A 25,886-nucleotide genomic window follows, 5' to 3' on the forward strand; every position below is an offset into this window, starting at 1 on the left:
ATTCCAAAAAATTTTTCTAAATAAATTTAAAAGAGCATCGAATAAAACGATGCTCTTAAAATTATTTATCACTCTTTCTTTGAGTTACTAATGTGTTTTCAAAATTACTATTCATCTTTTCTGAAACAAATGTATTGTTAAAGAAATTACTTTTACCTTCAAAACCTTCTCCTACAACTTTTAATCCATCTCTTTCAATTAAAGTTGGTTTATTTGAGAAAAGGTTTGTTCCTAATCCTAATCTATCTCCTTCAACTTGCACACCCATACTAGCTAAAATAGTTGGATACATATCAACTGGTGAGAATTGTCTATTTTTAGTATTCTTAGTAGTTGTTGCTGGATTAAGTATTAAGTTAAATATTGTTCTATGATATGATTTATCAAAATCTTTAAAGAACTTTTTATCCATACTTAAGTGATCCCCTGTTACTACTATAGTTGTATCTTTATAGAATGGTTGTTTTTGAATCCATTTTATAAAATTAACAGCTTCTTTTGTTGAATAAGCAATAACATTTGCATATTGTGAATCATACTTTTTACTTGCTTTTTTAGATAGATATCCATCTGGGAAGTGAGTATCTGCTGTTTCCATTGTAAAGTTAAATGGCTTTCCAGTTTTAGATAAACGTGTTATCTCATTTTTTGCATACTCATATAATTTATCATCTTCATATCCCCACCAAACATTATAGTCTTTTGGGATTAATTTCTTTTCAATTGCTGCCTTATGGTCAAAAATATTGAAATTACCATGTGTAGTAAAGAAAGTAGTTAAACCTCCAAAGTCAGCATCTGCACCAAACATTATTGTTTGCTCATATCCTTGCGCTTCTAATATATCCCCTATACTAATAGCACCTGGTAAGAAACTACCTGATTTTCCGTATGAATTTCCACCCATAGGTATTTTTAATGGAAGTCCCATACTCATGTTAATCATAGATGCTACAGACCAACTTGAACCATATGTTTGATAAGGGCCTCCAAATTTATCAGAATGTGAAAAACTAATACCTTCTTTTGATAACTGAGTAAGTTCTGGCATTAAGTTAACTTTCATATTTCCACCTAATTCTTTAGATAAATATGAGTTTTCAACTGATTCTAAATAAATGTGGATTAAATTTCTCTTTTTTGCTGGGAAAGACATTTTTACATTACGTGGATCAACGTAATTATCTTTAATATAAGGAGTATCTGAAACATAAGCTTTATAAACTTTATCTAAACTTAATTTCTTTGCTCCATATGTTACTCCACCAACAAGACAAATTATAGAAACTATAAAAGTTATTATTCTTAAAGCTTTTTGGCTTAATAATTTTATGTTATTATTTTTCACTTTTATCCATATGTCATAATGAAAGTTTATTATAATTGAAAATATTACTATAGTTGATACAACTGAGAATACCGGTGTCATGAATATTTCTCTATACATATCAGTACTTGTACCTTTAAGTGGTGAATTTAAATTAAATAAGAACTGCTCTGGTGTAATGTTACCAAAATAATCAATAAACCACTTAGAAAAGAATACAAAAAATGCTCCTATTCCTAAGAATATAACTGATAATATTTTTATTGTTCTAATCTTCCAATTGCTTTTGTCTTTTGATAACTCAAAATCAACATTTGAATTTAATATTCCTTTTATAAATAAATATATTATTCCTAAAACTAATGTAAAAATAACATATTTAAAGAAAAAAGCTCCTCCATATAAAGAACCTTTAAGAACATTAGGTTTATTAAAAACAAACTTTAAAATACTTAAAGAAACTATATTAAATAATATAATGTAAGATAATAATTTCTTTATAACAGACATAATATTTTTATTTTTTTCAAATAAAAAATAATCTGTTAGAGCTAGTAAAACTCCAGCAATTACATAACTTAGTATTTGCATATATTTCCCCCTAAAAATTCAACTTATTTTATTTAGCAAAAATTTCTAGATAATTCAAATATATTTAAAAATTTTCACATGTCATCATATTACCACATTTTTTTATAATATTAAATGAATTTTAATATAAATATTTATATTATTAATTAAATAAAATATGTAATATACTATATATTTTATATTTTTATAAAATTATTTTATATGTTCGTTTTTCCAGCCTTTCAAGTTAAATTACTTAATCTCTTGCCAATAATTATTAACCTCAAAAAAATTTGCACGTTTTTCTGCTTTTTCAATAATCCCTTCATCATATCCTATAATAGATAGTATTTTAATTGCATTTCTAGTGATTGATTTTCCTTTATATAATTTATAGTCAAAGATTATATTATTATCTTTAACCTTTTCTTGAAAATGACAATTTAAAAAGCTGTTTTTCAATATATATGTAAGTTCTATATCATGAGTAGCTGCTACACATAGGCAGTTCTCTTGACTTAAATGATTTAATATTTCTGATGATGCTGAAATTCTTTCAATGGTATTAGTTCCCCTTAATATCTCATCAACAAAACACAAAACTGGTATATTTTCATTAATATTATCTAATATTCTTTTTAAAGATTTTATCTCAACCATATAGTAACTTTCATTGTTTATAATATTGTCTTTTAAAGCCATAGAAGTATATAACTTCATAAAAGAGCTAATATACTTCTTCGCAAAAACTGTGTATATAGTTTGAGCAAATAAAACATTAATTGCCAAAGTTCTTAAAAATGTAGATTTACCTGATGCATTAGATCCAGTAATTAATAAAGATTTATTTACATCTAAACTATTTTTTACAGTTCATTAATTAATGGGTGATAAATATCTTTAAAATTTATTTCTTTATTTCCATTTAAGTTAAAACTAGGAGTATAATACTCATTAATAGCTATTCTAAAAGATGCTACAGCTATTAAGCTATCTATCTCTCCTACATAATCATATAGCTTTTTCAATTCATTAATATTTTTATATAAAGTTTTATTTATTCTCTCAAAAGTTCTAACTTCACGTAAAAAGAAAAGACTAAGTACTTCATTAAATGCCAAGGCATCACTTGTAGCAAAAGATAAACAAAATATTGAAATTGTAATTATACTTGCTACTATAAACTGCATATTATACCTCATTTTAAAACTTAATTTTATACAAAATATATTTTATAAATATTGTAACATAATTTAGTTAATTTAGAAAAAATAACATTTTATTAAATTAAAATAAAAGAAGCCCCTTTTTATAAGGAGCTTTTCATTTCATTATATTCTTCTAAAGTTATATTTCCATATGTTTTAAGAGCCTCCAAAAGCTCATCTTCGTGAAGTATTGAAATAAGCTTAAGTTCTTCATCTAATATATAAAAAGTATTAAACTTATTCCTATCTACTAATCTCATTAAATCTAACAATCCATTTTTATAAAAAACAGATATAGATTTATTCTCCATAAAATCATACTTTTCAAGCCTTCTTCTTTTTTTTATAATATCTCCCATAACAATATACATTGTCCACTTTTTTTCTAATACAGTAGAATAAATTATTAATAATAATATGAAAAGTATGCTTATGTTTATTTTATTTACAAATATTAAAGTTAAAAATAACCCTAGCAAAATAAATGATACTATATAACTTATTATTGAAGTTATTTTCTTTCCCTTTAAATAAGAACTTTTATTTGATATTATAATTTCTAATATTCTTGCACCATCTAAAGGATAAGCTGGTATTAAATTAAATATACAAAGCCACATATTAATTCCAGATACAACTTCAAATATTTGTATATTGGTAAGCTTATATAATATATACATTATTATAGAAATAATTAAATTTGACATTGGTCCACTTAAATAAAGTAATACTTTATCTTTATCTATCAAATCATCTAAATCTGATAATTGTGCATTTGCACCTGTTAAACTAAATTTAATATTATAAAGTTTGCATCCTAATTTATTTCCTACTAATATATGTGTAAATTCATGTATTAAAATTGAAACAACTGCAACTAAAGTTTTACTTTCAAAACTAATGGCAAGTAATAAAACTATAACCTCTATAATCATTAAAGTATATGATCTTTTCATATTATCTTTAATCATACCTAAACTTACGCATTATCCTCTATAAATTTAATATAGTCTTGTGCATTTTTCAATTTTCCCATATAACTTACCTTAAATTTTATTTCATAATTTTTATCTGAAACTTTAGTGTTGCTTCCTATACATTCTCCAACTTCTATTTTATCTTTTTCTTTAACTAAAGGCTTAGTTATATTTTCATAATATGTTTCATATCCATTTTTATGATCTATAATTATATTTGCTTTTTCTCCACTTAATTCAACCTTTTTAACTTCTCCATCTAAGGCTGCAAATACATCTTTCTTTGTATTATTTTTTATTATTATACCGTCTTTATAACTTTCTATATTACCTATTAAAGGAGGTATAAAACTTACTTTTTTATTATCTTCATTATAAACAACTACATCTTCTAACTTATCTTTTATTTTATTAAAAACTTCAACAGTTTCTAATTCTTTAAAATTTTGATTATAAGAAACAACCGCTTTAGCCTTTGAGTATATTTTATTAATTTCAGTATTTGGTAAATATTTAAATGCCGAAATTAAACATACTAATGAAATTGCTCCAACACTTTGAATTGTTATAACCTTTAATGTACCACCTTTATTTTTTTTATAATTATAATTTCTTCCTGAATAGCTATAGTTACTTCTATTTCTGCCTTTTGACCTTATACTTTCCACATCATAACTATAATCATTTCCTATATCTTCATTCTCAATCCCATTATAATATCTTCTATATAATTCTCTGTAATCTCCCATTTTTATATCTCCTATATTGCTATATATTTAATTATATTTATGAGATATAAAATTTATGAAACTTCTATAATTTCATCAAATTATAAACTATTCTTTTATAAATTCACTTAAATTTTCTTTCGTTACTTTCATATGGCTCTCTCTTGTATATTTCCTATTTAGTATTTTTGAATCTCTATTTAAAACTAATTCTAAAGCTATATTTAATATACCTTCTCCTTGCTTTTTCGCATCACTTAATACAGTTCCTGTCATATTACCTTTCTTAATTTCTTGCAAAGCATCATCTATTCCATCAACACCTACAACTATAGGAAATCTTTTAAAATTAGATTTTTTCATTGCATCAATTGCACCTAATGCCATTTCATCATTATTGCAAAAAACTACTTCTATATTTTTATATTTATCTATCCATTCTCCCATTTTCTTCATTCCAAGTTCTCTACTCCAATTAGCTACATCACTATCTAATTTTTCTACTTTAACACCTTTATCTTTTAATCTATTTATGCAATATTCTGTTCTTATTGTACTATCTTGATGTCCTGCTTCTCCTTCAAGCATTAAATATTGTATTTTCCCATCACCATTTTTATCTACTTTCCTACAATTTTTCTTATAAATATCAAGAACTATATCAGCTTGCATTATTCCTGATTGTTCTGCCTTTGCACCAACATAATAAATTTTATCCCACATATTCATATCTTCTTCTACAGGTTCTCTATTAAAAAATATTACAGGAATATTAGCTGTTTTTGCTTTATTTATTATAGATGAAGCGGATCTTCTATCAACTAAATTTATACAAAGAACATCTACTCCTTCTGCTATAAATTCATCTACTTGCTCATTTTGGTTATATTGATTTCTCCCCGCATCAACTACCGTTAAATCAAATTTCAAATTATTTATATCTTCTTTTTTACTTAACCCATCTTCTAAACTCTCAATTATTTTTGATATAAATATATCTGACTTTTCATATATACTTACTCCAAACTTTATTTCATTTAACTTATTATTTGAAATTGAAGACTTTTCATTGCATCCTATTAAAGCACTAGAAAAAGCAATTGATGAAACTATTAACAATAAACTTTTTAACCCTTTTTTCATACCAACCTCCACAAAAACTTATTTAACCAATAAAAGGAAAAATCAATTTCTGATTCTTTTCCGAATACATATTCCTCTTATTTATTACTAAGAAATCTATCTTTGCTTCTTTTCTATTTTTGCGTGTATTTCTAACTTTATCTGTTGCAATCTCCACTGCTAAATATCCTGCATTAAAATCATTTTTTATTATGGCTGCATCTATTATTTCATTTTCAACATAGCTTAATATTTTATCACTTCTTCCAACTCCGTATATTTCAACATCTTTATTCTTATTTTTAATATAATACTTATCCTCTTTAATTTTCGATATTATCTCTAAAATATCTGAACTAAAAGATACTAATACATCTACATTATTATCTTTTATTTGACTTCCTATTTGTTTATAATAACTTTCCTTACTACCATTAATTCTTAAATCTATACATTTGTTTTTGCTATATTTAATTTCATCCATAAATCCAGACTTAATTTCATATAAACTACTACAATTAATATCTTTTTCAACAATCCCTATAATGCTTCTAGTATTTCCATTTTTAATTATTTCCTCTGCTAAAGCTTTACCAATACTATAATTATCCACTGAAATATTAGACATTTTTTTATTAGATTCAACCTTAGAATCCATCAATATAATAGGGACAATTTTATTTGCTTCTTCTATATCCTTCGAAAGTTCTTTATAATCTATAGGTGATATTATTATAAAATCTGCACCATTTTTTATTTCTTTTCTTAATAAATTCCTTTGATTTTCTATTTTATTCTCATCAGTTAAAACGCATACGTTAACTTTAGCTTTCATATCTTTTTCAGCTTGCTCAATTCCCTGAGTTATAAATTTTAAATTTTCACTCTTATCTTCCATACTTATATATGATATTTTTAAAATTTTATCATTATCGTTCATTCCAATTAAATAATTTAAAATTAGTGTAGAGAATATAATAAATAATGTTAATAAAAATATAACTAACCTTTTTTTATTAATTTTCATCATCTTTAAATTCCTCTCTTTTTTCATAACTTTTATAATCTATAATTGGAATATTTATTCTTATAGTTGTTCCTTCATCAGGTTCACTAAATATCTCCAAGCCATATTCCTTACCAAAATATAGCTTTAATCTTTCATTTACATTTCTTAATCCAACGCCTGACCCTTTTCCTTTTCTTTTTTTATCTCCTTTAAGTAATGTCTTAACTATTTCCTCTGGCATTCCAAGTCCATTGTCTATTACATCTATGCTTATATTTCCATTATTTTTATAAGCCTTAACTAAAATTTCACCATCTCCATCCATAAACTCCATACCATGATATATTGCATTTTCAACCAAGGGTTGTACTATAAGTTTTATACTTGCACAATCTAATATCTCCTCATCTACTTCAATTCTATAATTAAATTTATTCTTATAACGTATATTTTGTATGGTTAAATAATTTTCAACATGTAAAAGTTCATCTCTTAAAGTTATAATATTTCTTCCTTTACTTAAACTTATTCTAAAAAATCTTGCTAAGGCTGTAACCATAGTAGTTGCACCATCATATCTTTCACTTTCTATCATCCAAACTATAGAATCTAAAGTATTATATAAAAAATGAGGGTTTATTTGAGCTTGAAGTGCATCCAGTTCTGTTTTCCTTTTAATTTCTTGTTCCTTTACAATATTTTTCATAAGTAAATCCATCTGTTCAACCATAGAATTTATAGCTTTTCCAAGATGCTTTACCTCATAAGAACCTATTTCAGTTGAAAAGTCAATATTTCTAACTCCTTCTTCAAACTTTTTAACTTTTCTTTCAAGTCTTATTATAGGATTAGTAATACGTGATGATACTACTATATTTATAATAGTTAAAACTAATATTCCAAAGAAAAGTATAAATATAGTAAATATCTTCATATGACTATAACTATCTATAATATCAGTAACAGGAGTAACTGCAACTATCTTCCATCCAGTATATCCAACAGTTTTTACGGTAACTAATCTATTTTCACCATTAAACTTTTCTTTTATAGTTCCATCTTCATATTTTTTTGCTATATTATTATTTTCATTTATTAAATCTGAATATATAAGTTGTTGCCTAGGATGATATATAATCTCTCCTTTTCCATTCATAAGATAAACATATCCAGATTTACTAATATCAATATTTTTAAATATTTGTTCAATACCACTAAAGTTCATATCAACAAGAAGAACTCCCTGACTTATTTCACCATCAAAATTTAATTCTACTGCCCTACTTAAAGATACAACCCATCTATATTTATTACTTGAATCAATAAATATATTTTGAACATGTGGAGTTGAAAAATGTAAATTTTCTTTTTTGTTTATAGCATTTATAAACCAATCTTCTTGTCTTGTATCTACTGTATTTTTTACTTCCTTTAAAGGATATCCATTTATTACTTCTCCATACTTTGAAAAAAGCGTTATACTTACAAGAAAATCTTTATTTGTTTCATATATTAAATTCATTTCTTTATCTATATTATCTACATTTAAATCTGATTTTTTTATTATGTTATAATACATTCCATCAGATATTCTCATTATATTTCTTAAGTAACTATCTAAATTTAAATTAACTTGATTTACAATTGCCTTATTGTTTTTAGATATAATCTCTTCATTTATTTTTACAAATTTAATATATAATACTTGTCCTAATGTAATTATTGCTAAAATCATTATTATAGTAAAAGAAATAGATATTATATATTTTAAACTTTTATTTCTAAAAAAGTTTTTTAAGCTTAAATGTTTAAACCTCATATTTTGTACCTACCTATTTCTATATTTAGATGGAGGTACTCCATATTGTTTTTTAAATACATAACTAAAATAATTTGCTTCAGGATATCCAACCTTTTCAGCTATAATATATGACTTATAATCCGTTGTATTTAAAAGATTTACAGCTTGTTCTAAACGTACTGATGTTAAATAATTTACAAAGCTAGTTTTTGTTTCTTTTTTAAATATAGTTGAAAAGTACGTAGGACTTACATGCAAATGTTTACAAAGATTTTCGACTGATATTTCACTATCGCTATAATTATCATGTATATATTGCTTTGCTTTTTCTATAAGTAATTTAGATGAATCAACTCTTTCTCTTTTTATAAGATTATTTATAGTTATAGATTTTTCTATAAACCACTTCTTTACACTTTCTATTGATTCAAACTTTTCTAAATGACTATAACAATTAAAATTTTCTCCAAATACTTCATCTATATTTAAGTTATATGCTTTAACAAGCTTTAATAATCCTGTTGTTATTTCTATTAAATAAATATTGTAATGATTAAATGGCAATAGCAATTCTTCTAGTTTCTTAAATAAATTATTTACTATAAACTCTATATCTTTAGAAGATTTTATCTTTATTGTATTTATTAAAGTTCTTTCATCATTTTCATCAAATTGAATATTAACCCCATTATCTGGTTCAACATCTTCTATATATATTCCTTTTCCCGTTCCAAGTATTATTCTATAATGAAGTGCATTTTTCGCTTCTTTATAAGAAAATCTAATTTGCTCAAAGTCATTACATACATTTCCAATACCTGCTGATACCTTCATATCCATAATACGTTCAGACCTACTACACACTTCATTTATACCTTTAATAAACTTATAAACATCTTCTTTAGAACTAAGTTTTCCAATTACTACAACTAAACCTGAATAAATAAAACTTTCATATTCACAGTAATCTTTTATAATATCATCACATATATTTTTAATTGATATGTATTTAAATTCTTCTTCAAATATATTATCTTTCTCATTACCAATATAGTTATCACAATGAATAACACCTATAACATTAAAGGGAAAGTCAAATTCCAACCCTATCTTTTTTGCTTCTTCCTTCCAAGTTTTAAACTTTACTCTTCCTTCTATTGCTCCAACTAAAAACTTCTCTTTAAATAACGGTAAACTTTCCTCATAATATTTCTTTAAATTTTCTATATTTTTCTTCTCATTATATTCTTCATCTATTTGTTTTTTAAGCTTTTTTAAAACCTCAATTAATTCCATTGAATTTATAGGCTTTAATACATAACCTAAGGCATTAATTTTTATTGCTTTTTTAGCATATTCAAAATCATCTGACCCTGAAAAAATTATTATCTTAGTAGAAGGCATTAAGTCCTTTAACTTTTCTCCAAGTTCTAAACCATTCATAAATGGCATTTTAATATCTGTCATTACAATATCAGGTTGTAGTTTTTCTGCTTTTTCCAATGCATCTTCTCCATTTTCAGCATCTCCAACAATTTTAAATCCATAAGTTTCCCAATCAATTTTCTTTATAATTCCTTGACGAATTTCTTCTTCATCATCAACTATTAGTACCTTATATAAATTCATACCCCACCCCATACTTTTGTATAAATTGTTTTAAAATACAAATTATTCCTAATTTAGATTATTTCATTATATCATAAATACATCAATATTCAATATTTATAAAGAAAAAAGCCATATCACAAATAAAATTGTAATATAGCTTAAATTTCTTATTTTAAGTTGCTATTCCAAAAAATAACGCAATGGCAAGTAATACTAATAATATAGTTATAAACTTATCCATAGTTTTTAAAGGTATATCAATGTTTTTATATATTGAGTCTCTAAGATTTTGTTTAGGTTTTTCTTCAACTTTATTTTCTAAATTTTCATCTATAGCTTTTCCATTTTCCATATAATACACCTCAATTATTTTTTAGATAAGTATTTTCTTACATCAAGGGATACTGCAACTATTATAATTAATCCTCTAATTATAAATTGCCAATACGCATTAACTCCTATAAAGTTTAATCCATAATTTATAACTTGAAGTAAAACTGTTCCTATTAAAACTCCAGGAATTGTTCCAACTCCACCTGTAAATGAAACTCCTCCAACAACACATGCTGATATTGCATCAAGTTCATAGTTAAAACCTGTACTTGTAGTTGTTGAACCTGCTCTTGCAGCTTCTAAAAATCCTGCGATACCATAAAGCATACCTGATATTATAAATATAATCATTATATTTTTAGCTAAGTTAACTCCTGATACAGCAGCTGCCTCTGGATTTCCACCTATAGCAAACATGTTTTTACCAAGCTTTGTTTTATTCCAAATAAACCACATTATTAAAGCAATTATTGCTAAATAAAATATTAAATAAGGTATTTCTATCGGTCCAAGTTTTAATGAACCAGTTACTATATTTACATATCTTTGATCTAAGTTAGCTACTGGTTGAGCCCCTAGTGGTGGTCTATCTATATATAAACAAGAAGCACCATATGCAATAAGTTGAGTTCCAAGAGTTATTATAAATGCATGAACTTTAAGCTTGGCCACACCAAAACCATTTATTGCTCCAAATATACCTCCAATTATTATTGCAAGAATAAGTGGAACTACTAATGGTAGTACTGGTAAATCAGGATACATTCTTGATGTATATGTTGCAGACTGTAGTAAAGAAGCTGAGATTATTGCAGTAAATCCTAAAATACGTCCTGCTGAAAGGTCAGTTCCTTGTAATACTATAAGACCTGCAACTCCAAGTGCTAATATACCACGAGTTGATGCTTGACTTAATATGTTAGTAAGATTTTTAAATGATAAGAATGATGGTTCTTTTATTACAAAGAATATAATCATCATTGCAAGTACTATATATAAAGCATAATTAACCATAAAGGTTTTAAATTTTTCTTTATTAAAATTATTATTTTTAACGTTCTCCATAAATTCCACCCCACTTTAAATATACTTAGCTGCAAGTTCCATAATCTTTTCTTGATTAAGTTTTTCTGTATCTTCTATTCCTGCGATTCTTCCGTTTGACATAACAAGTATTCTATCGCAAATACCAAGAAGTTCTGGCATTTCAGAAGAAACAACTATTATTCCTTTTCCTTTATTAGCTAAGTCTATAATTAGCTGATATATTTCATATTTGGCACCAACATCTATACCTCTAGTAGGTTCATCTAATAAAAGTATTTCAGGATTAGTTAATAGCCATCTTCCTATAATTACCTTTTGTTGGTTACCACCAGATAAAGTTCTAATTTGAGTTTTTTGATTAGGAGTTTTAACTCTCATACTATCAATAACCCATTTAGTATCATCTGTCATTTGCTTATTATTAAGGACACCACTTTTACTATAATTATCTATGTTAGCAATAGTAGCATTAAACTTTATATCAAGTCCTCCAAAGATTCCATTTGCTCTACGTTCTTCAGTTAATAATGCAAAACCATTTTTTATAGCTGTTCTAGAATCCTTGTTGTTAACTTTCTTTCCATTTAAAATAATTTCCCCTTCATTATGATGAGCTATTCCAAATATTGTCTCAAGAAGTTCTGTTCTCTTAGAACCTACAAGTCCTGCTACACCTAAAATTTCACCCTTCCTAAGCTCAAAAGAAGCATCTATTATAGAAGGTTGATAAGTACCAGTTAGATTTTTAACTTCTAATATAACCTCACTTGGCTCGTTAGTCTTTGGTGGAAAACGATTTGTTAAATCACGACCGACCATAAGTTTTATTATTTTATCTGTTGTCAAATTTTTAGCTGGTATAGTATCTATCCACTTTCCATCTCTCATTATAGTTACATCATCGGATATTTGAAGTATTTCCTCCATTTTATGAGATATATAAATAATTCCGCATCCTTTTTTTCTTAATTTATTTATAATTTCAAAAAGATGATCAACTTCTTCTTGAGTTAATGATGATGTTGGCTCATCAAGAACTAATATTTTTGCATTATAAGAAGCTGCCTTTGCAATTTCAACCATTTGTCTTTGTGATACTGAAAGTTTCGCCATTTTTATTCTTGGATCCACATCTATTCCTAAATCATCAAATATTTTCTTAGTTTCTTCATACATTATTTTTTGACTTACAAAACCACCTTTTCCAGGATATCTTCCAAGCCAAATATTATCCATTACATCTCTTTGAAGAACTTGATTTAACTCTTGGTGAACCATTGATACACCATTCTCCATAGCTTGTTTTGGATTTGAAAACTTACACTCTTTTCCATCTATTAATATTTTACCTTCATCCTCTATATAAACACCGAATAAACACTTCATTAAGGTTGATTTACCTGCTCCATTTTCCCCCATTAGAGCATGTACAGTTCCTGGCCTTACTTTAAGTTGTACATTATCTAAAGCCTTTACTCCTGGAAAGCTTTTGCATATGTTTGTCATCTCTAATATATACTTTGCTTTTTCCATAACCCTTGCTTTCACCTACTTTTTTGCTTATTTATAAGTTGCACTACATTATTTTTTATAATGCAGTGCAACTTTAATTTTACTTACTATATTTCAAACTTTTTGTATAATTACTTTTTGTTAGTATATTCTTGGTATGGAATACGAACTGCTATACCTGAATCATCAAATTTATACTCAGTTCCTTCAATTCCACTCTTACCTTCTGCTAAGTTCATTCCACATTCATAAAGAGCTTTAGCCATAGCTGGTGCATCTTGAAGAACTGAACCTGTCATGAAACCTTTTGATATTAAATCTTGAGCTGCTGCTGTAGCATCAACTCCAACTACAGGAATTGTTTTCTTCTCATCTCCATTGTTATATCCTTGAGCTTGAAGAGCTGCTATAGCACCTTGAGCCATACCATCATTATTTGCGATTACAACTTCAATTTCATCATTATATCTTGAAAGCCATGCTTCCATAGCATTTTGAGCTTGTGCTTGATCCCAGTTACAAACTTGGTGAGCCACTTGTTTAACTTTTATTCCAGCATCTTTAATTGTTGATACTGAATATTCAGTTCTAGCTATAGCTTCTGGATTATCTGGTTCACCTTGTAACATTACATATTGCATTACTCCATCACCATTTTTATCTAAAGCTTTATTTGCTTTCCATTCTTTTTCTAATATTTTTCCTTGTAAAACTCCAGCTTCTTTTGCATTTGTTCCAACAAACATAGCCTTATCATATGATTTTATAGCTTTAGCTTCTGGTTCTCTGTTAAATAAAACAACTGGAACTTCTTCACCCTTAATTTTATCTATAACTGCTTGTGCAGCTCCTGTATCAACTAAGTTAACCATTAATAAATCAACATCTTTTTGTAATAATGTATCAATACTATCATTTTGAGTAGCTTGGTCACCTTTACCATCAACAAATTCGAATTCAACTTTTCCTGCATTTTCTGATTGAATCTTTTCTAAACTTTGACGAACTGTTGAAATATAAGTATCATCAAATTTATATAAACAAACTCCAACTTTTACTGGATCACCTTCTCCTCCAGCTGCTCCCCCAGTTGCCTTTTCTCCACCACAACCTGCAAGTACTCCTCCAATCATCATTGTTGCCATTGCCATAGCGACTAACTTCTTAACTTTTACCATATTAACCCCTCCATATAAAATTCAAATTATTCAAACTTTGTTTACGTTTCCATTATATTTTCATATTCCTTTTTTATCCATATGAAATTCTTAACAATTATATCGAAATTCTACTATCTTTATATAAAAATATATATTTAAAATTTATATAATTCTATTTTTTAATCTTTTATTTTATTTAAATATTCCTTTAGGGGTATATGTATAGTTTAAAAATATAATATTTTTAGTCTTGTATATTATTTAAATATTTTTATAATTTACCTTATATAATTTTTTATAAATAAAAAAAAGATGACTTTTGAATTATATTCAAAAATCATCTTAATATTTAAATTTAAAATCTTATTTTTTTTCTTCTCATTCCTACATTAAGTACTAAACCAATTGACATAATTGTAGTTAAAAGCGAACTACCTCCATAACTTATAAGAGGTAATGTAATACCTGTTATAGGTAAAAGTCCGATTGTCATTCCTATATTTTGTAATATAGCAAATAAAAAATATGATATTATACCAACACATATTATAGAACCAAAAATATCCTTTGAGGTTCTTGCTATTGATATCATTCTAAATATTAATATTCCATATAAGGTTAGCAAGAACATAACTCCTAAAAATCCCCAATGCTCTGCTATTGCTGAAAATATAAAGTCAGTCTGAACCTCCGGAACATGTTGAGCTGCATACCCTGATGTTCCATCATTTGTTAATGATGGCCTACTACCTAAAACTCCACCTGATCCTATTGCTATAAGTGATTGACTTAAATGGTATCCAGAACCAGACATATTAGCTTCTGGATTCATGAAAGATGTAATTCTTGTTTTTTGGTAATCTTGTATGATTCCCGAATTCCAAACTATAAGAATACCTAAAACTAATGCTAAAAGTCCACCACCAATTATTTTATTATCAAGTCCTGCAACATAAAATATACCTAAAACTATAAAGAATGAAACCATAGTCATTCCCATATCAGGCTGTATTACTATAAATAATACTGGTACTGCAGCATAAAAAACAAGTGTAAAGAAATTTTTCAAATTATTTATTTGCATATCCATTTCTTCTAATTTTCTTGCAAGCATAAGTATCATACCAAACTTGGCTATCTCAGAGGCTTGAATAGAAACCGGACCTAACTTAATCCACCCTCTTGCTCCATTAACTACTGAACCTAAAAACATTGTTGCTATAAGTAATATTACAGATCCCCAATAAAATATAGGTACATAATTATATAATACTCTATAATCTACTGCCATAAATATGTAAAGAACTAAAAGTGAAACAATAAACCATATTGTTTGCTTCATAGGATATAGTGTTCCACCCGTTTTTCCTTTAGTTGCTAAATATATGTTTAATATACCAAATAAAACTAGTAGAACCATAGATAAAAGTAATAATTTATCTATATCTCTAATTTTTTTAAAATCAAGCTTATATCTACTATATGAACTTTCTCTCCTATCAAACAGCAAATCTCCTCTCAACAAGGTCTTCACCTCCTAAAAACATGTATTTTAATTATATCTCATTATTAATTTATTCTCTATATTAATTCATTCTCTAAATAAAAAAATAATAAAATCTTAATATATAAAATTATTCTTAACATAAAAAACTGTACACAAAATTAGTATACAGTTTTTTTACTCTTATATTATTATGTTTAATTTTTTCTAAAATACCATAAGAAAATAACTAAAATTATTATTGTCCTCTTATATTTTTAATTGGTATATTAGCTACTAAAGCTGAACTTGCTTCACCTTCTTCAATATCACTTTTACTAACTGATATTTCAACATCTTCAGCTGATATTTCTATATATTTTGAAAGCACTTCTAATATTTCTAATCTTATCTTTTCTAATGTTTCTGTTGGAATATTTCCTCTATCATGAATAAGTATAAGCTTTAATCTATCTTTAGCTATATCTTTTGGTTTAGGTCTACTATTTGTTAAACTACTAAAGAACCCCATATTAAAATACCCCCTATTTACGCTTAAATAACTTCATTAAAGATCCAAAGAATCCCTGTGGCTCTTCATTTAAATTCATAAATGGAACAGTTTCTCCAGTTATTCTTTTAGCTATATTTCTAAAAGCTTGACCAGCTCTTGATGATTCTTCTAAAACAATAGGTTCACCTTTATTTGTTGAAACAGTTATCTCCTTATCATCTGGTACAACACCTAAAAGCTCAATTGAAAGAGTTTCAATTATATCACTAACATCAAGCATATCTCCTCTTTGAGTCATAGCAAAATTTAATCTATTAACTATAACAGAGTGATCTTCTAACCCCTTAGCATCTAGCTTTCCAATTACTCTATCAGCATCTCTAACTGATGTTATTTCTGGGTTTACTACTACTACAGCTTTATCTGCACCTATTACTGAATTTTCAAATCCTTGCTCAATACCAGCTGGTGAATCTATTATTACATAATCAAAATCTTCTTTTAATTCTTTTATTATTTTAAGCATTTGTTGTGGACTTATATCATCTTTATCTTTTGTTTGAGCTGTTGGAAGTAAGCAAAGATTAGGAAATCTTTTATCTTTAATTAAAGCTTGCTTTAATCTACATCTTCCTTCAATAACATCTATTATAGTATATACAATTCTATTTTCTAATCCCATTAATACATCTAAATTTCTAAGTCCTGTATCTCCATCAACAACAACAACTTTTTTTCCAAGCGCAGCTAATGCAGTACCAATATTAGCTGTTGTTGTAGTTTTACCTACTCCACCTTTTCCTGATGTAATTACAATAGATACTCCCATTAAACAATCCCTCCATGATTTTTCTTTTAATATATATATTTGTTTGGTAAATACGGTTCTACAATTATAGCCCCATCCTTTATCTTCGCAACTTCAGGATACTCAGGCTTTTGAGAATCTGGTGATAAAGTTACAAGATCTGCAATCTTTAATATTTCAGGTTGAAGACTAAATGCTGCAATTATAGCTTTTTTATTACCAGTAGAACCAGCACTAACATTTCCTTTTATACTACCTAAAACAATTATATTTCCAGTAACTATAACTTCTGCTCCACTATTTATATCTCCAACTATAACAATATTACCATTATATTTTATACATTGACCACTTCTTACTGTTTTTCTTATAAATTTTGTTTTTCCCTCATAAACCCCTGAAAAGGTTCTTTTATCTTTTTCTTTGTCCTTAATAAGTTCTTCTTGTAGTATAATATCTTTTATTTCTATTTCTTCAAATAGAGCATTTTTTAAATGCAATAGTTCCTTCTCATTTATTAAGTTCAAATTAGTGCTTATCGTAAGAGTAGAATTTTTATAAAAACGCTTTCCTTTTGATAACTTCTCTATAAGTAACTCTAACATTTCTCCAAAACCACTAAATTTATTCATATTTATAACGGCACTTAATCCATCTTTATTGCCTTTTATAATTATTCTATCATCCATCATTGGCTTCCCTCCACCAATCTTTGTCACTATAAGCATTATTCTACAATTTAGAATAAAAGTCCTTTTTATATTATATCATTAAAATGTAAGTATTTGTAGTTTTACTTTGTTTATTAAGGAAAAAATAACACTTATGTATAATGTCATAAGTGTTATTTAAGTTCATTAATTAATATTACTTTAATTATTGTTAGAATTTATATCTTTCTTTGTTGCATCTTTGTTTTTAGTATCTTCTTTTTTCTTTTCATCTGCTTTCTTCTTTTCAGCTTCTTGTTTTTCCTTTTTCTCAGCTTCTTTTATTGCTTCTTCACTATTATCTTTTGGAGCATCAGTTACATACTTTTTAAATGAACTTGAGCTCTTTGCATAATCTGGATGCTTTTTAAGTATCTCATCTTTAAAATATGCTTCATAAGTAGCTTTTGCAACTGGAGCTGTAAATGATCCGTGACCACCATCATATATAACACCTACAAAAGCAATCTGTGGATCATCAATTGGAGCAAAGCTGACATAAGTTGCATATGGAGATCTTCCATAAGTTCTTTGATCATTTGAATAATCCGCAGTACCAGTCTTACCTGCTGTTGGTATTGGGAATGAGTTAAATACTGAAGATGCTGTACCTTCATCTGCATCATTTGCTCTTCTCATACCTTCTTTAACTGCTGCTAAAGCTGATTTATTTATATCAATATGATCTAATACTTTTGGCTCAAATTTTTCAACTACTTTACCATTTGGATCTGTAACACTATCTACTAAATGAAGTGCATATCTTGTTCCTCCATTTGCAAGAGTTGAAATATATGATGCAAGCTGAATTGGTGTATAATGATTAATACCTTGACCTATAGCTGAATAAATAAGCTGACCTGGTGATGTCATTTCTGCTGATTTATCAACAACAACAAATCTTGCAATTGCATTTGATACTAATGATGCTTGCTCATCTAAATTAGCTTTTTTATTATATTTATCTTCGTATTTTTTTACATTTGCTTTATACTTATTTGAATTTTGCATTATACCTTTTACATCTGGCAATATACTTAAGGCAAATTGATCTTGTTTCATAGCATCTTTATTAACAAATACTTCCTCAAATCTATCTTTAATTTTAGATTTTAAATCAGTTTTTAATTCTTTTACCTTATCACTATCATCATCACTAAATGTAAAATCAAATGGTATAAAGGAAGACATTCCTCTATAATTTGCAAGTGCTGATCCACTTGGTGTTTCATCCTCTAAGTACCCAGCAAGTTCAAAATTTGATAAACCAATTATACTCTCTTTAAATGATTTAAAGTTATATGTTTGACCACTTGTATTTTCTTCTATTTCTATTCCAGTTGAAGGATTTGATTTACCATTTGGATCTACTCCAAGACCAAATTTCCAAGCATATTTTGCAATAGCATTTAATGATTCTGGTCTGTTAGCATCTCCTCCAGCTTTCATATAAAGTCTATATGCTGTTTCATAGAAGAAGAAGTTACATGAAACCTCTAATGCCTTTTCAACATTTGTAGGACCATGACTTCCTGGATATATCCAACATACAGGAGCAAAGCTCTTACCAAATGTTTCTGGATGTACATTAAATTTACCAGTAGCATTTACAACTGTATCTGGTTTTATTACTCCCTCTTGAAGTCCAACCAATGCAGTTAATGGCTTAAATATTGATCCTGGTGGTAATGTACCAAGTGTAGCATAATTATAAAATGGTTTTGGATATAAATCATAAGGATCTGTTCTATATCCATTTTTATCTTTAGGGAATAAATCATTTACTGATTTATGTACACCTGTTTTCTTTATAAGTTCTTTCCCAAACTTTTCAAGATTAGGTGAGAAATATTCTTCTGTTTGTTGCTTTGTAAGCTGTCCAGGAATTGCAAAAAGATTTGGATCAAAGTCTGGATAGCTTGTAAGCGCAAGTATCTTTCCAGTTTTAACATCTACAGCTAACGCTGCTCCTCTAGTTGCATTTGGGAATACATTTCCACTTGAATCTGAAGTTCCTGTTCTTACCTTATCTATAGTATCTTTTAAAGCTTGTTGCATTGCATATTGAACATTTTTATCAATTGTTAAATTTACAGTGTTACCTGGGTAAGATGATAATTTAAATAGCTCTTCTGTAATTCTACCTTCTGAGTTAACTTTAACAGTTTTACCACCTTTAACACCTTTTAATTCATCTTCAAAAGCGGATTCAATACCCGCCTTACCTATAAGATCTGTTGAAGGGTCATAACCTTTTAATTTATAGTCTTCTTCTAATGAACTATCAATTTGACCAACATATCCAAGTACAGCTGAACCTAACTTTCCATAAGGATATTCTCTAACTGGTTGAAGTTCAACTCCTATGCCTGGCAAATCATTAAGTTTTTGATAAATTATAAAAGCTGTATCTTTCTTTATATTACTTGCAATAGTTACAGATTTATATCCTTTAAAACTTTGCATTTTAATCGCATCTTTTACTACCATATAATTTCTTATATCATCTAATGAATAAGATTTTAAAATTAAATCTGTTAATTGCTTTCCATTCATATTTTGATATTGTTCTTTTTGCTCCTTTGATGGCTCGGGATTAATAAGACTTATCATATCATAACTTTTTACTAAATAATAAAAAGCTTGTTCTGGAGTTACATTAATTAACTCTTTATCAATTTTTGCAATTTGATCATCAGTTAAATCATCACTATTAATTTTTAATTCTTTTTGAATTTCTTCATTCATTCCTCTATCTTTTAGGAATCTAAGTTTTTCATATTGTTGTGCATCTGGTGATGAACTCTTATAAGCAAAGTAAAAATTACCTTTATCATCTATCTTAAGTAATAAATCATCTTGAACAGATTCTCCATTTTCTTTAAGAATATCAAATATTGTATCCATTGTTTTATAAAAGTTCTTTTGTGCATTATCAGTTGTTGTATATGTTAATGTATAAGTTTGCCTATTTGTTGCAAGTACATTCCCATTCTTATCTAATATTTCACCTCTAGGTGCTTTTTCAGCAATAAACCTAACAGCATTTTGATTTGCTCTATCTTCATAATCATCATGCTTATACACTTGTAAGTATGCTAATCTAACACATATAGCTGAAAATATTACAATCATTATTATAGTAAGAACTGCATATCTGGAAAGTTTTTTCTTTTTTTGTTTTGGCTTATTAACTATCATCTAAACCTCCATTTATCATTCACATCTTCAGTATTTGAAAGTTTTAAAACATACTTATATGCTATAAATGCTATTACAGAATTATATAATGCTACTATAAGAATATTATTAATTGGAGCACTAATTTTAAGTAAATGCATTATTACAAATATAACTAAGTGCTTCACTATAGTTGCAGCAAATACTATTGCAACTGGAACAATTTTTTTACTTTTAAAAATTCCATTTCCTATATAAGCAACTATTAAACATATAACCATGTTAACTAAAGCATTTACCCCAATTCCATTTGAAAAAAATATATCTTGCAGTATTCCACTTACAACACCGATAAATAAAGCTTCACCATATCCATTTATAAGTGAATATATAACTGCAAATATAAATAATAAGCTTGGAAATGCCCCCCATATACTTAAAAAAGGCATTAATGAATTATCAAGTATAAGTAAGAGTAGAGATATTAAAACTAAAATTAATTTTTTCATATCATCACCTCTTAATATTTAATATCACGTTTATCTTTTGGAACTACAATAAATAATTCTTCAAGCTTATTAAAATTAACTTCCGGTTCTATGACAGCATTTTTCATTACATTTACCTTGTCTTCTTCAACTGACTTAACAGTACCAACTACTATATCTTTTGGATATATTTGTCCAAGTCCTGATGTAACTATTTTATCCCCTGCCTTTACATCTGAATTCATAGGTAAATTTTCAACTTTAACTATTGATTTATCAACTGATTCTCTATAACTTCTAAGTATACCTGTATTTTCTTTTGTTCTACTAACCTTAACACTAACAGCAACATCTTCATTTAAAATTGTCTTTATTATTGACCAATTACTGCCAACTGAAGTTACTTGACCTACTAATCCATCAGCAGCTATAACTATCATACCTTTTTCTATTCCATCATTTTTTCCTTTATCTACAATATAACCATCTAATATATTTCCACCGCTATATCCTATTATATTTGTAGCAATATAATCGTAGTCATTTCTAGAATCTTTAAAATTTAAAACTTTTCTAAGCTCATCATTTTCTGATTTTAATCCTGAATATGATAATATTTCTTTTTTTAGATTAGCATTTTCTTGAGTAAGTCTCTTATTTTCTTCTTTTACTGTGGAAAAATTTAAACATAAATCTACAAAGTCTTTTACCTTTGTATTAACTGTATACGCAATTTTTTGTATTGGATTTAAAGCCGCTCCTGCACCACTTTCTACTATACCTTTATTAGGTTCATTAAACGTAAAAATAATTAACCCTAAAAATGTAACTGACAGTACTATTATAGTAACTGTCAGTTTGTTGTTAAGACGCTTCATGTTCTTATCTGTCTTCCTTGCTTATTTTGTCGAAATCTTCTAAAGCCTTTCCAGCTCCTAGAACAACACAATCTAATGGTGTTTCAGCTATATGTACAGGCATATTAGTTTCTTTAGTTATTAAAATATCTAATCCCTTAAGCATAGCGCCTCCACCTGCTAACATTATTCCTTTTTCCATTATATCTGCTGCAAGCTCAGGTGGTGTTTTTTCAAGAGTTGTCTTTATTGATTCTATTATTGCATATACAGGCTCTTTTAAAGCTTCTCTAACTTGTGCTTCTGTTATTTCTATAACCTTTGGTAGTCCTGTAATTAAGTCTCTACCCTTAATTTCCATAACTTTTTCTTCATCATCAATCTTGTAAGCTGATCCGATTTCCATCTTAACTTGTTCAGCTGTTCTTTCACCTATCATTAAATTAAATTCTTTTTTAACATAAGCAATTATTGATTGATCTAACTCATCTCCAGCAACTCTTAATGATTTACTTGTAACTATTCCACCAAGTGAAATAATAGCAACTTCAGTAGTACCGCCTCCGATATCAACAATCATGCTTCCTGTTGGTTCACTTACTGGAAGTCCTGCTCCAATTGCTGCTGCCATTGGTTCTTCCATAAGTATAACTTCTCTTGCTCCTGCAAGTTTAGTAGCTTCTTCGATTGCTCTTTTCTCAACTTCTGTTACTCCTGATGGATAACATACTATTATTCTTGGAGCCTTAAATGCGCTCTTGCTTGCTGCCTTTTCTATTAATGATTTAATCATTGTATGTGCAACATCAAAGTCTGCAATAACTCCATCTCTAAGCGGTCTTATTGCAACTATATTTCCTGGTGTTCTACCAATCATCATTTTTGCTTCTGTACCAACTGCAAGTGGCTTTCTTGTAGTGCTATTTATAGCAACAACTGAAGGTTCTCTAAGTACTACACCTTTCCCCTTAACAAATACAAGAGTATTGGCAGTTCCTAAATCTATACCCATGTCTTTACTAGTTCCGAAAAATCCCATTTTTCATTCCCCTTTCGATTATAAAATTCCTTTTTCTTTTAAGCTTACATAAATATTTCTACCAATTATTATGTGGTCTATAAGTTTTATACCTATAATTTCACCACACTCTTTAAGTCTAATAGTAACCTTAATATCTTCATCACTTGGAGTTGGGTCTCCTGACGGGTGATTATGACATATTATTATTGAAGCAGCGCTATTTCTTATAGCTTCATTAAAAATTTCTCTTGGATGTATAAGTGAAGAATTTAAACTTCCCTTAAAAACATCTTTAATCTTTATTATTTCATTTTTTGTGTTAAGTATTATAAGTTTTAACACTTCTTGATTAAATGTACCCATCTCTCCATACAACATACTTGCTACATCATTTGGAGAGGTAACTCTCTTAAATTCATTAAAAGATTTGTAAGTGTTAAATCTTTTAAAAAGTTCCGCAATTGCAATCATTTGGGAAGCTTTTGACTCTTTTACGCCTTTTATTTCTGTCATTTCCTTTATTGATGCATTTAAAATACCATTTAAGCCATTAAATTCTGAAATTATTCTTTGACTTAAAGACAATACATTTTCCCCTTTAGTTCCAGTTCTAAGTATTATTGCTAGTAACTCTGGATTACTCAAAGATTCTGCACCATATCTTAATAGTTTTTCTTTAGGTCTTTCATTTTCAGGCATATCTAATATTTTAAGGTAATTATTCAAGTTTTACACTCCTTGCTTTATTAGAATACCCATCCCCATAAAATTACATTAATTTTTTAAGCATTTTATATGTCCCATTAAGGGGTAACCCAACTACGTTATAGTAACATCCATTTATTTTTTCTACAAAAAGTCCACCCTTATCTTGTATCCCATAAGCACCTGCCTTATCTAATGGACTTCCGCTATTTATGTATTCTGTTATTATGTCACTTTCAACCTCAGAAAAAGTTACCTCTGTTTTAAAACTTTCACAAAGTATTTCTCCAGTTTCATTATTTATTATACAAACACCTGAATAAACTTCATGAGTATTACCACTAAGGTTACTTAGCATTTTAAAGGCATCCTCTTTATCTTTTGGTTTTCCTAAGATGCTACCATTAAAGAAAACAACTGTATCAGCAGATATTATTATATTTTCTTTTGAAACTTGTTTTGAAATAGCCTTACCTTTTCCAAGTGCTAATTCTTTAACATAGTTATTAACATCTCCATTAAAATTAATAGACTTCTCATCAAAATCACTAATTTTAATTTCAAAATCTTTACTTATTCTTTTTAATAGTTCCTGTCTCCTAAGAGACGCTGATGCTAAAATAACTTTCATAATATCCCTCTTTTAAACTACCTTTTGGTATATTATACAGTTATAAACCTAAATATGTAATTACTGTAATTTTTTCCAAACGCAATATTAGGTGTAGTAATACATCACTACACCTAATATAGTTTATCATTTTATAACATCATAAACAAGTAAAAAACTATTATTAAAATAGAATTAATTTTTTTTTAAGATTTGCTTATACTCTATGTTTTATAAGGATTTTATATATAAACTCTAAGGACTTCTCAGCACCTTTTCTATCTAATTCATTTGGTAATTTTTCTATATATTCTCTTAACAATTTTAGTTCATTATTTTCTTTATCAATCTTTTTACTTTCGAATAGTTTTTTAGTCCATTCTTTAAATTCTGTTGTTTTTATACTTTTAACATCCTTATTTTCTAAATTATTTATTATCTTCATAAATCCTGTAAGAATTTCATAACTAACTAAATCATTTTTATCATTATTATTGTAATTGCATTTAATCTTTACATTGGCTATTCCCTTTTTAGTTAATTCATCACTTATTTTATTTGCTTCAGGTTCCAAATATATTCCTGCTATAACTCTAAATTTTTTATTTTCTTCTATTATAAATTTATTATAACTTGATGGTATTTCCTTTAGAGCACTTTGTGCATTTTCCTTTTTTCCATAATATCCACATTGTATCATGAATATTTCCTTACCTTTTATGTTTTCAACTTTAGCTTCAGATTCATTATTTGTTTTATCTTCTGAAGTTCCTTCAGTATTTTCAACCTTATTTTTACTATCATTTTCTTTTTCATTGCTTTTATCTTCACTGTCTACTTTAGCGTTTACCTCAGCATTTCCTCCACTTCCATCTCCTTTAAATATAATAGGTCCTAGGAATAAACCAACAACTACTGCAATTAGTATAACAACAAGTGACATTATTAAAAAATTGCTATTATTATTTCTTTTATTTCTTTTTTTCGGTTTATAATTATATCTTGTGTATCCCATCTTATCCCTCCTAAAATATTACTTTATTAAAATATATTAAGAGGTTTCTTATAATATTCATTATGTAAAAAAATCTTCACTTATTTAAAA

At 27.3% G+C, this 25,886-nt stretch carries 24 protein-coding genes; all 24 read right to left on the minus strand.

The features are described from left to right. Positions 1 to 61: 61 nt before the first annotated feature. The 24 genes from AC4FQW_RS06485 to AC4FQW_RS06600 all read right to left on the minus strand — a co-directional run bounded on the left by AC4FQW_RS06485 (position 62) and on the right by AC4FQW_RS06600 (position 25,796). Positions 62 to 1,918, minus strand: coding sequence for a sulfatase-like hydrolase/transferase (locus AC4FQW_RS06485; RefSeq protein ID WP_491147963.1), 1,857 nt, complete (start codon positions 1,916 to 1,918; stop codon positions 62 to 64). 231 nt (positions 1,919 to 2,149) lie between these two features. Further along, positions 2,150 to 2,686: a MutS-related protein gene (locus AC4FQW_RS06490; RefSeq protein WP_491147965.1), complete on the minus strand. Its 537-nt coding sequence runs from the start codon at positions 2,684 to 2,686 to the stop codon at positions 2,150 to 2,152. A gap of 77 nt (positions 2,687 to 2,763) precedes the next feature. Next, complete coding sequence (locus AC4FQW_RS06495) at positions 2,764 to 3,087, minus strand: hypothetical protein (protein WP_491147967.1); 324 nt, start codon at positions 3,085 to 3,087, stop codon at positions 2,764 to 2,766. A 119-nt stretch (positions 3,088 to 3,206) separates the two neighbouring features. Continuing rightward, positions 3,207 to 4,076: a site-2 protease family protein gene (locus tag AC4FQW_RS06500; protein ID WP_491147969.1), complete on the minus strand. Its 870-nt coding sequence runs from the start codon at positions 4,074 to 4,076 to the stop codon at positions 3,207 to 3,209. 8 nt (positions 4,077 to 4,084) lie between these two features. Next, positions 4,085 to 4,831, minus strand: a complete 747-nt coding sequence (locus AC4FQW_RS06505) for a peptidoglycan DD-metalloendopeptidase family protein (protein WP_491147971.1) — start codon at positions 4,829 to 4,831, stop codon at positions 4,085 to 4,087. Between the two features lie 87 nt (positions 4,832 to 4,918). Beyond that, positions 4,919 to 5,953: a galactose ABC transporter substrate-binding protein gene (locus tag AC4FQW_RS06510; protein WP_491147973.1), complete on the minus strand. Its 1,035-nt coding sequence runs from the start codon at positions 5,951 to 5,953 to the stop codon at positions 4,919 to 4,921. A 22-nt stretch (positions 5,954 to 5,975) separates the two neighbouring features. After that, positions 5,976 to 6,962: a substrate-binding domain-containing protein gene (locus tag AC4FQW_RS06515; protein WP_303130885.1), complete on the minus strand. Its 987-nt coding sequence runs from the start codon at positions 6,960 to 6,962 to the stop codon at positions 5,976 to 5,978. Then, a complete protein-coding gene (locus tag AC4FQW_RS06520) occupies positions 6,949 to 8,760 on the minus strand; it encodes a sensor histidine kinase (protein WP_491147975.1) in 1,812 nt (603 codons plus the stop codon). The genes AC4FQW_RS06515 and AC4FQW_RS06520 overlap by 14 nt, the downstream gene beginning before the upstream one ends. Before the next feature lie 9 nt (positions 8,761 to 8,769). After that, the gene (locus tag AC4FQW_RS06525) at positions 8,770 to 10,371 is read right to left on the minus strand and encodes a response regulator (RefSeq protein WP_303130888.1); all 1,602 of its coding nucleotides are present in this window, start codon (positions 10,369 to 10,371) and stop codon (positions 8,770 to 8,772) included. Between the two features lie 154 nt (positions 10,372 to 10,525). Beyond that, positions 10,526 to 10,705, minus strand: coding sequence for a hypothetical protein (locus AC4FQW_RS06530; RefSeq protein WP_303130890.1), 180 nt, complete (start codon positions 10,703 to 10,705; stop codon positions 10,526 to 10,528). Positions 10,706 to 10,719: 14 nt separating this feature from the next. Next, the gene (gene mglC, locus AC4FQW_RS06535; RefSeq protein WP_491147978.1) at positions 10,720 to 11,751 is read right to left on the minus strand and encodes a galactose/methyl galactoside ABC transporter permease MglC; all 1,032 of its coding nucleotides are present in this window, start codon (positions 11,749 to 11,751) and stop codon (positions 10,720 to 10,722) included. 15 nt (positions 11,752 to 11,766) lie between these two features. Beyond that, positions 11,767 to 13,266: a galactose/methyl galactoside ABC transporter ATP-binding protein MglA gene (gene mglA, locus AC4FQW_RS06540; protein ID WP_303129435.1), complete on the minus strand. Its 1,500-nt coding sequence runs from the start codon at positions 13,264 to 13,266 to the stop codon at positions 11,767 to 11,769. A 110-nt stretch (positions 13,267 to 13,376) separates the two neighbouring features. Further along, positions 13,377 to 14,423, minus strand: a complete 1,047-nt coding sequence (locus AC4FQW_RS06545; protein ID WP_303129436.1) for a galactose ABC transporter substrate-binding protein — start codon at positions 14,421 to 14,423, stop codon at positions 13,377 to 13,379. A 337-nt stretch (positions 14,424 to 14,760) separates the two neighbouring features. After that, positions 14,761 to 15,930, minus strand: coding sequence for a rod shape-determining protein RodA (gene rodA / locus AC4FQW_RS06550; RefSeq protein WP_303129437.1), 1,170 nt, complete (start codon positions 15,928 to 15,930; stop codon positions 14,761 to 14,763). 217 nt (positions 15,931 to 16,147) lie between these two features. Then, on the minus strand, positions 16,148 to 16,420 hold the full coding sequence (minE, locus tag AC4FQW_RS06555) for a cell division topological specificity factor MinE (protein ID WP_303129438.1): 273 nt from the start codon (positions 16,418 to 16,420) through the stop codon (positions 16,148 to 16,150). 13 nt (positions 16,421 to 16,433) lie between these two features. Continuing rightward, the gene (minD, locus tag AC4FQW_RS06560; protein ID WP_303129439.1) at positions 16,434 to 17,231 is read right to left on the minus strand and encodes a septum site-determining protein MinD; all 798 of its coding nucleotides are present in this window, start codon (positions 17,229 to 17,231) and stop codon (positions 16,434 to 16,436) included. Positions 17,232 to 17,257: 26 nt separating this feature from the next. Continuing rightward, entirely contained in the window at positions 17,258 to 17,902 is a 645-nt protein-coding gene (gene minC / locus AC4FQW_RS06565; protein WP_303129440.1) for a septum site-determining protein MinC, read from the minus strand. 180 nt (positions 17,903 to 18,082) lie between these two features. After that, the gene (locus tag AC4FQW_RS06570; protein WP_491147981.1) at positions 18,083 to 21,121 is read right to left on the minus strand and encodes a penicillin-binding transpeptidase domain-containing protein; all 3,039 of its coding nucleotides are present in this window, start codon (positions 21,119 to 21,121) and stop codon (positions 18,083 to 18,085) included. After that, a complete protein-coding gene (mreD, locus tag AC4FQW_RS06575) occupies positions 21,118 to 21,609 on the minus strand; it encodes a rod shape-determining protein MreD (protein ID WP_303129442.1) in 492 nt (163 codons plus the stop codon). Before mreD ends, AC4FQW_RS06570 begins: the two co-directional genes overlap by 4 nt. A gap of 11 nt (positions 21,610 to 21,620) precedes the next feature. Then, on the minus strand, positions 21,621 to 22,466 hold the full coding sequence (gene mreC, locus AC4FQW_RS06580; protein WP_303129443.1) for a rod shape-determining protein MreC: 846 nt from the start codon (positions 22,464 to 22,466) through the stop codon (positions 21,621 to 21,623). Positions 22,467 to 22,470: 4 nt separating this feature from the next. Beyond that, positions 22,471 to 23,484, minus strand: a complete 1,014-nt coding sequence (locus AC4FQW_RS06585) for a rod shape-determining protein (RefSeq protein ID WP_303129444.1) — start codon at positions 23,482 to 23,484, stop codon at positions 22,471 to 22,473. A gap of 18 nt (positions 23,485 to 23,502) precedes the next feature. Beyond that, on the minus strand, positions 23,503 to 24,192 hold the full coding sequence (gene radC / locus AC4FQW_RS06590; protein ID WP_491147983.1) for a RadC family protein: 690 nt from the start codon (positions 24,190 to 24,192) through the stop codon (positions 23,503 to 23,505). Positions 24,193 to 24,235: 43 nt separating this feature from the next. Next, positions 24,236 to 24,802, minus strand: a complete 567-nt coding sequence (locus tag AC4FQW_RS06595; protein WP_491147985.1) for a Maf-like protein — start codon at positions 24,800 to 24,802, stop codon at positions 24,236 to 24,238. Positions 24,803 to 24,998: 196 nt separating this feature from the next. Continuing rightward, positions 24,999 to 25,796 carry an SPOR domain-containing protein gene (locus AC4FQW_RS06600; protein ID WP_303129447.1) on the minus strand — a complete coding sequence of 266 codons (798 nt, stop codon included), beginning with the start codon at positions 25,794 to 25,796 and terminating at the stop codon, positions 24,999 to 25,001. Positions 25,797 to 25,886 lie beyond the last annotated feature (90 nt).

Source organism: Clostridium sp. TJA085, from assembly GCF_058310235.1.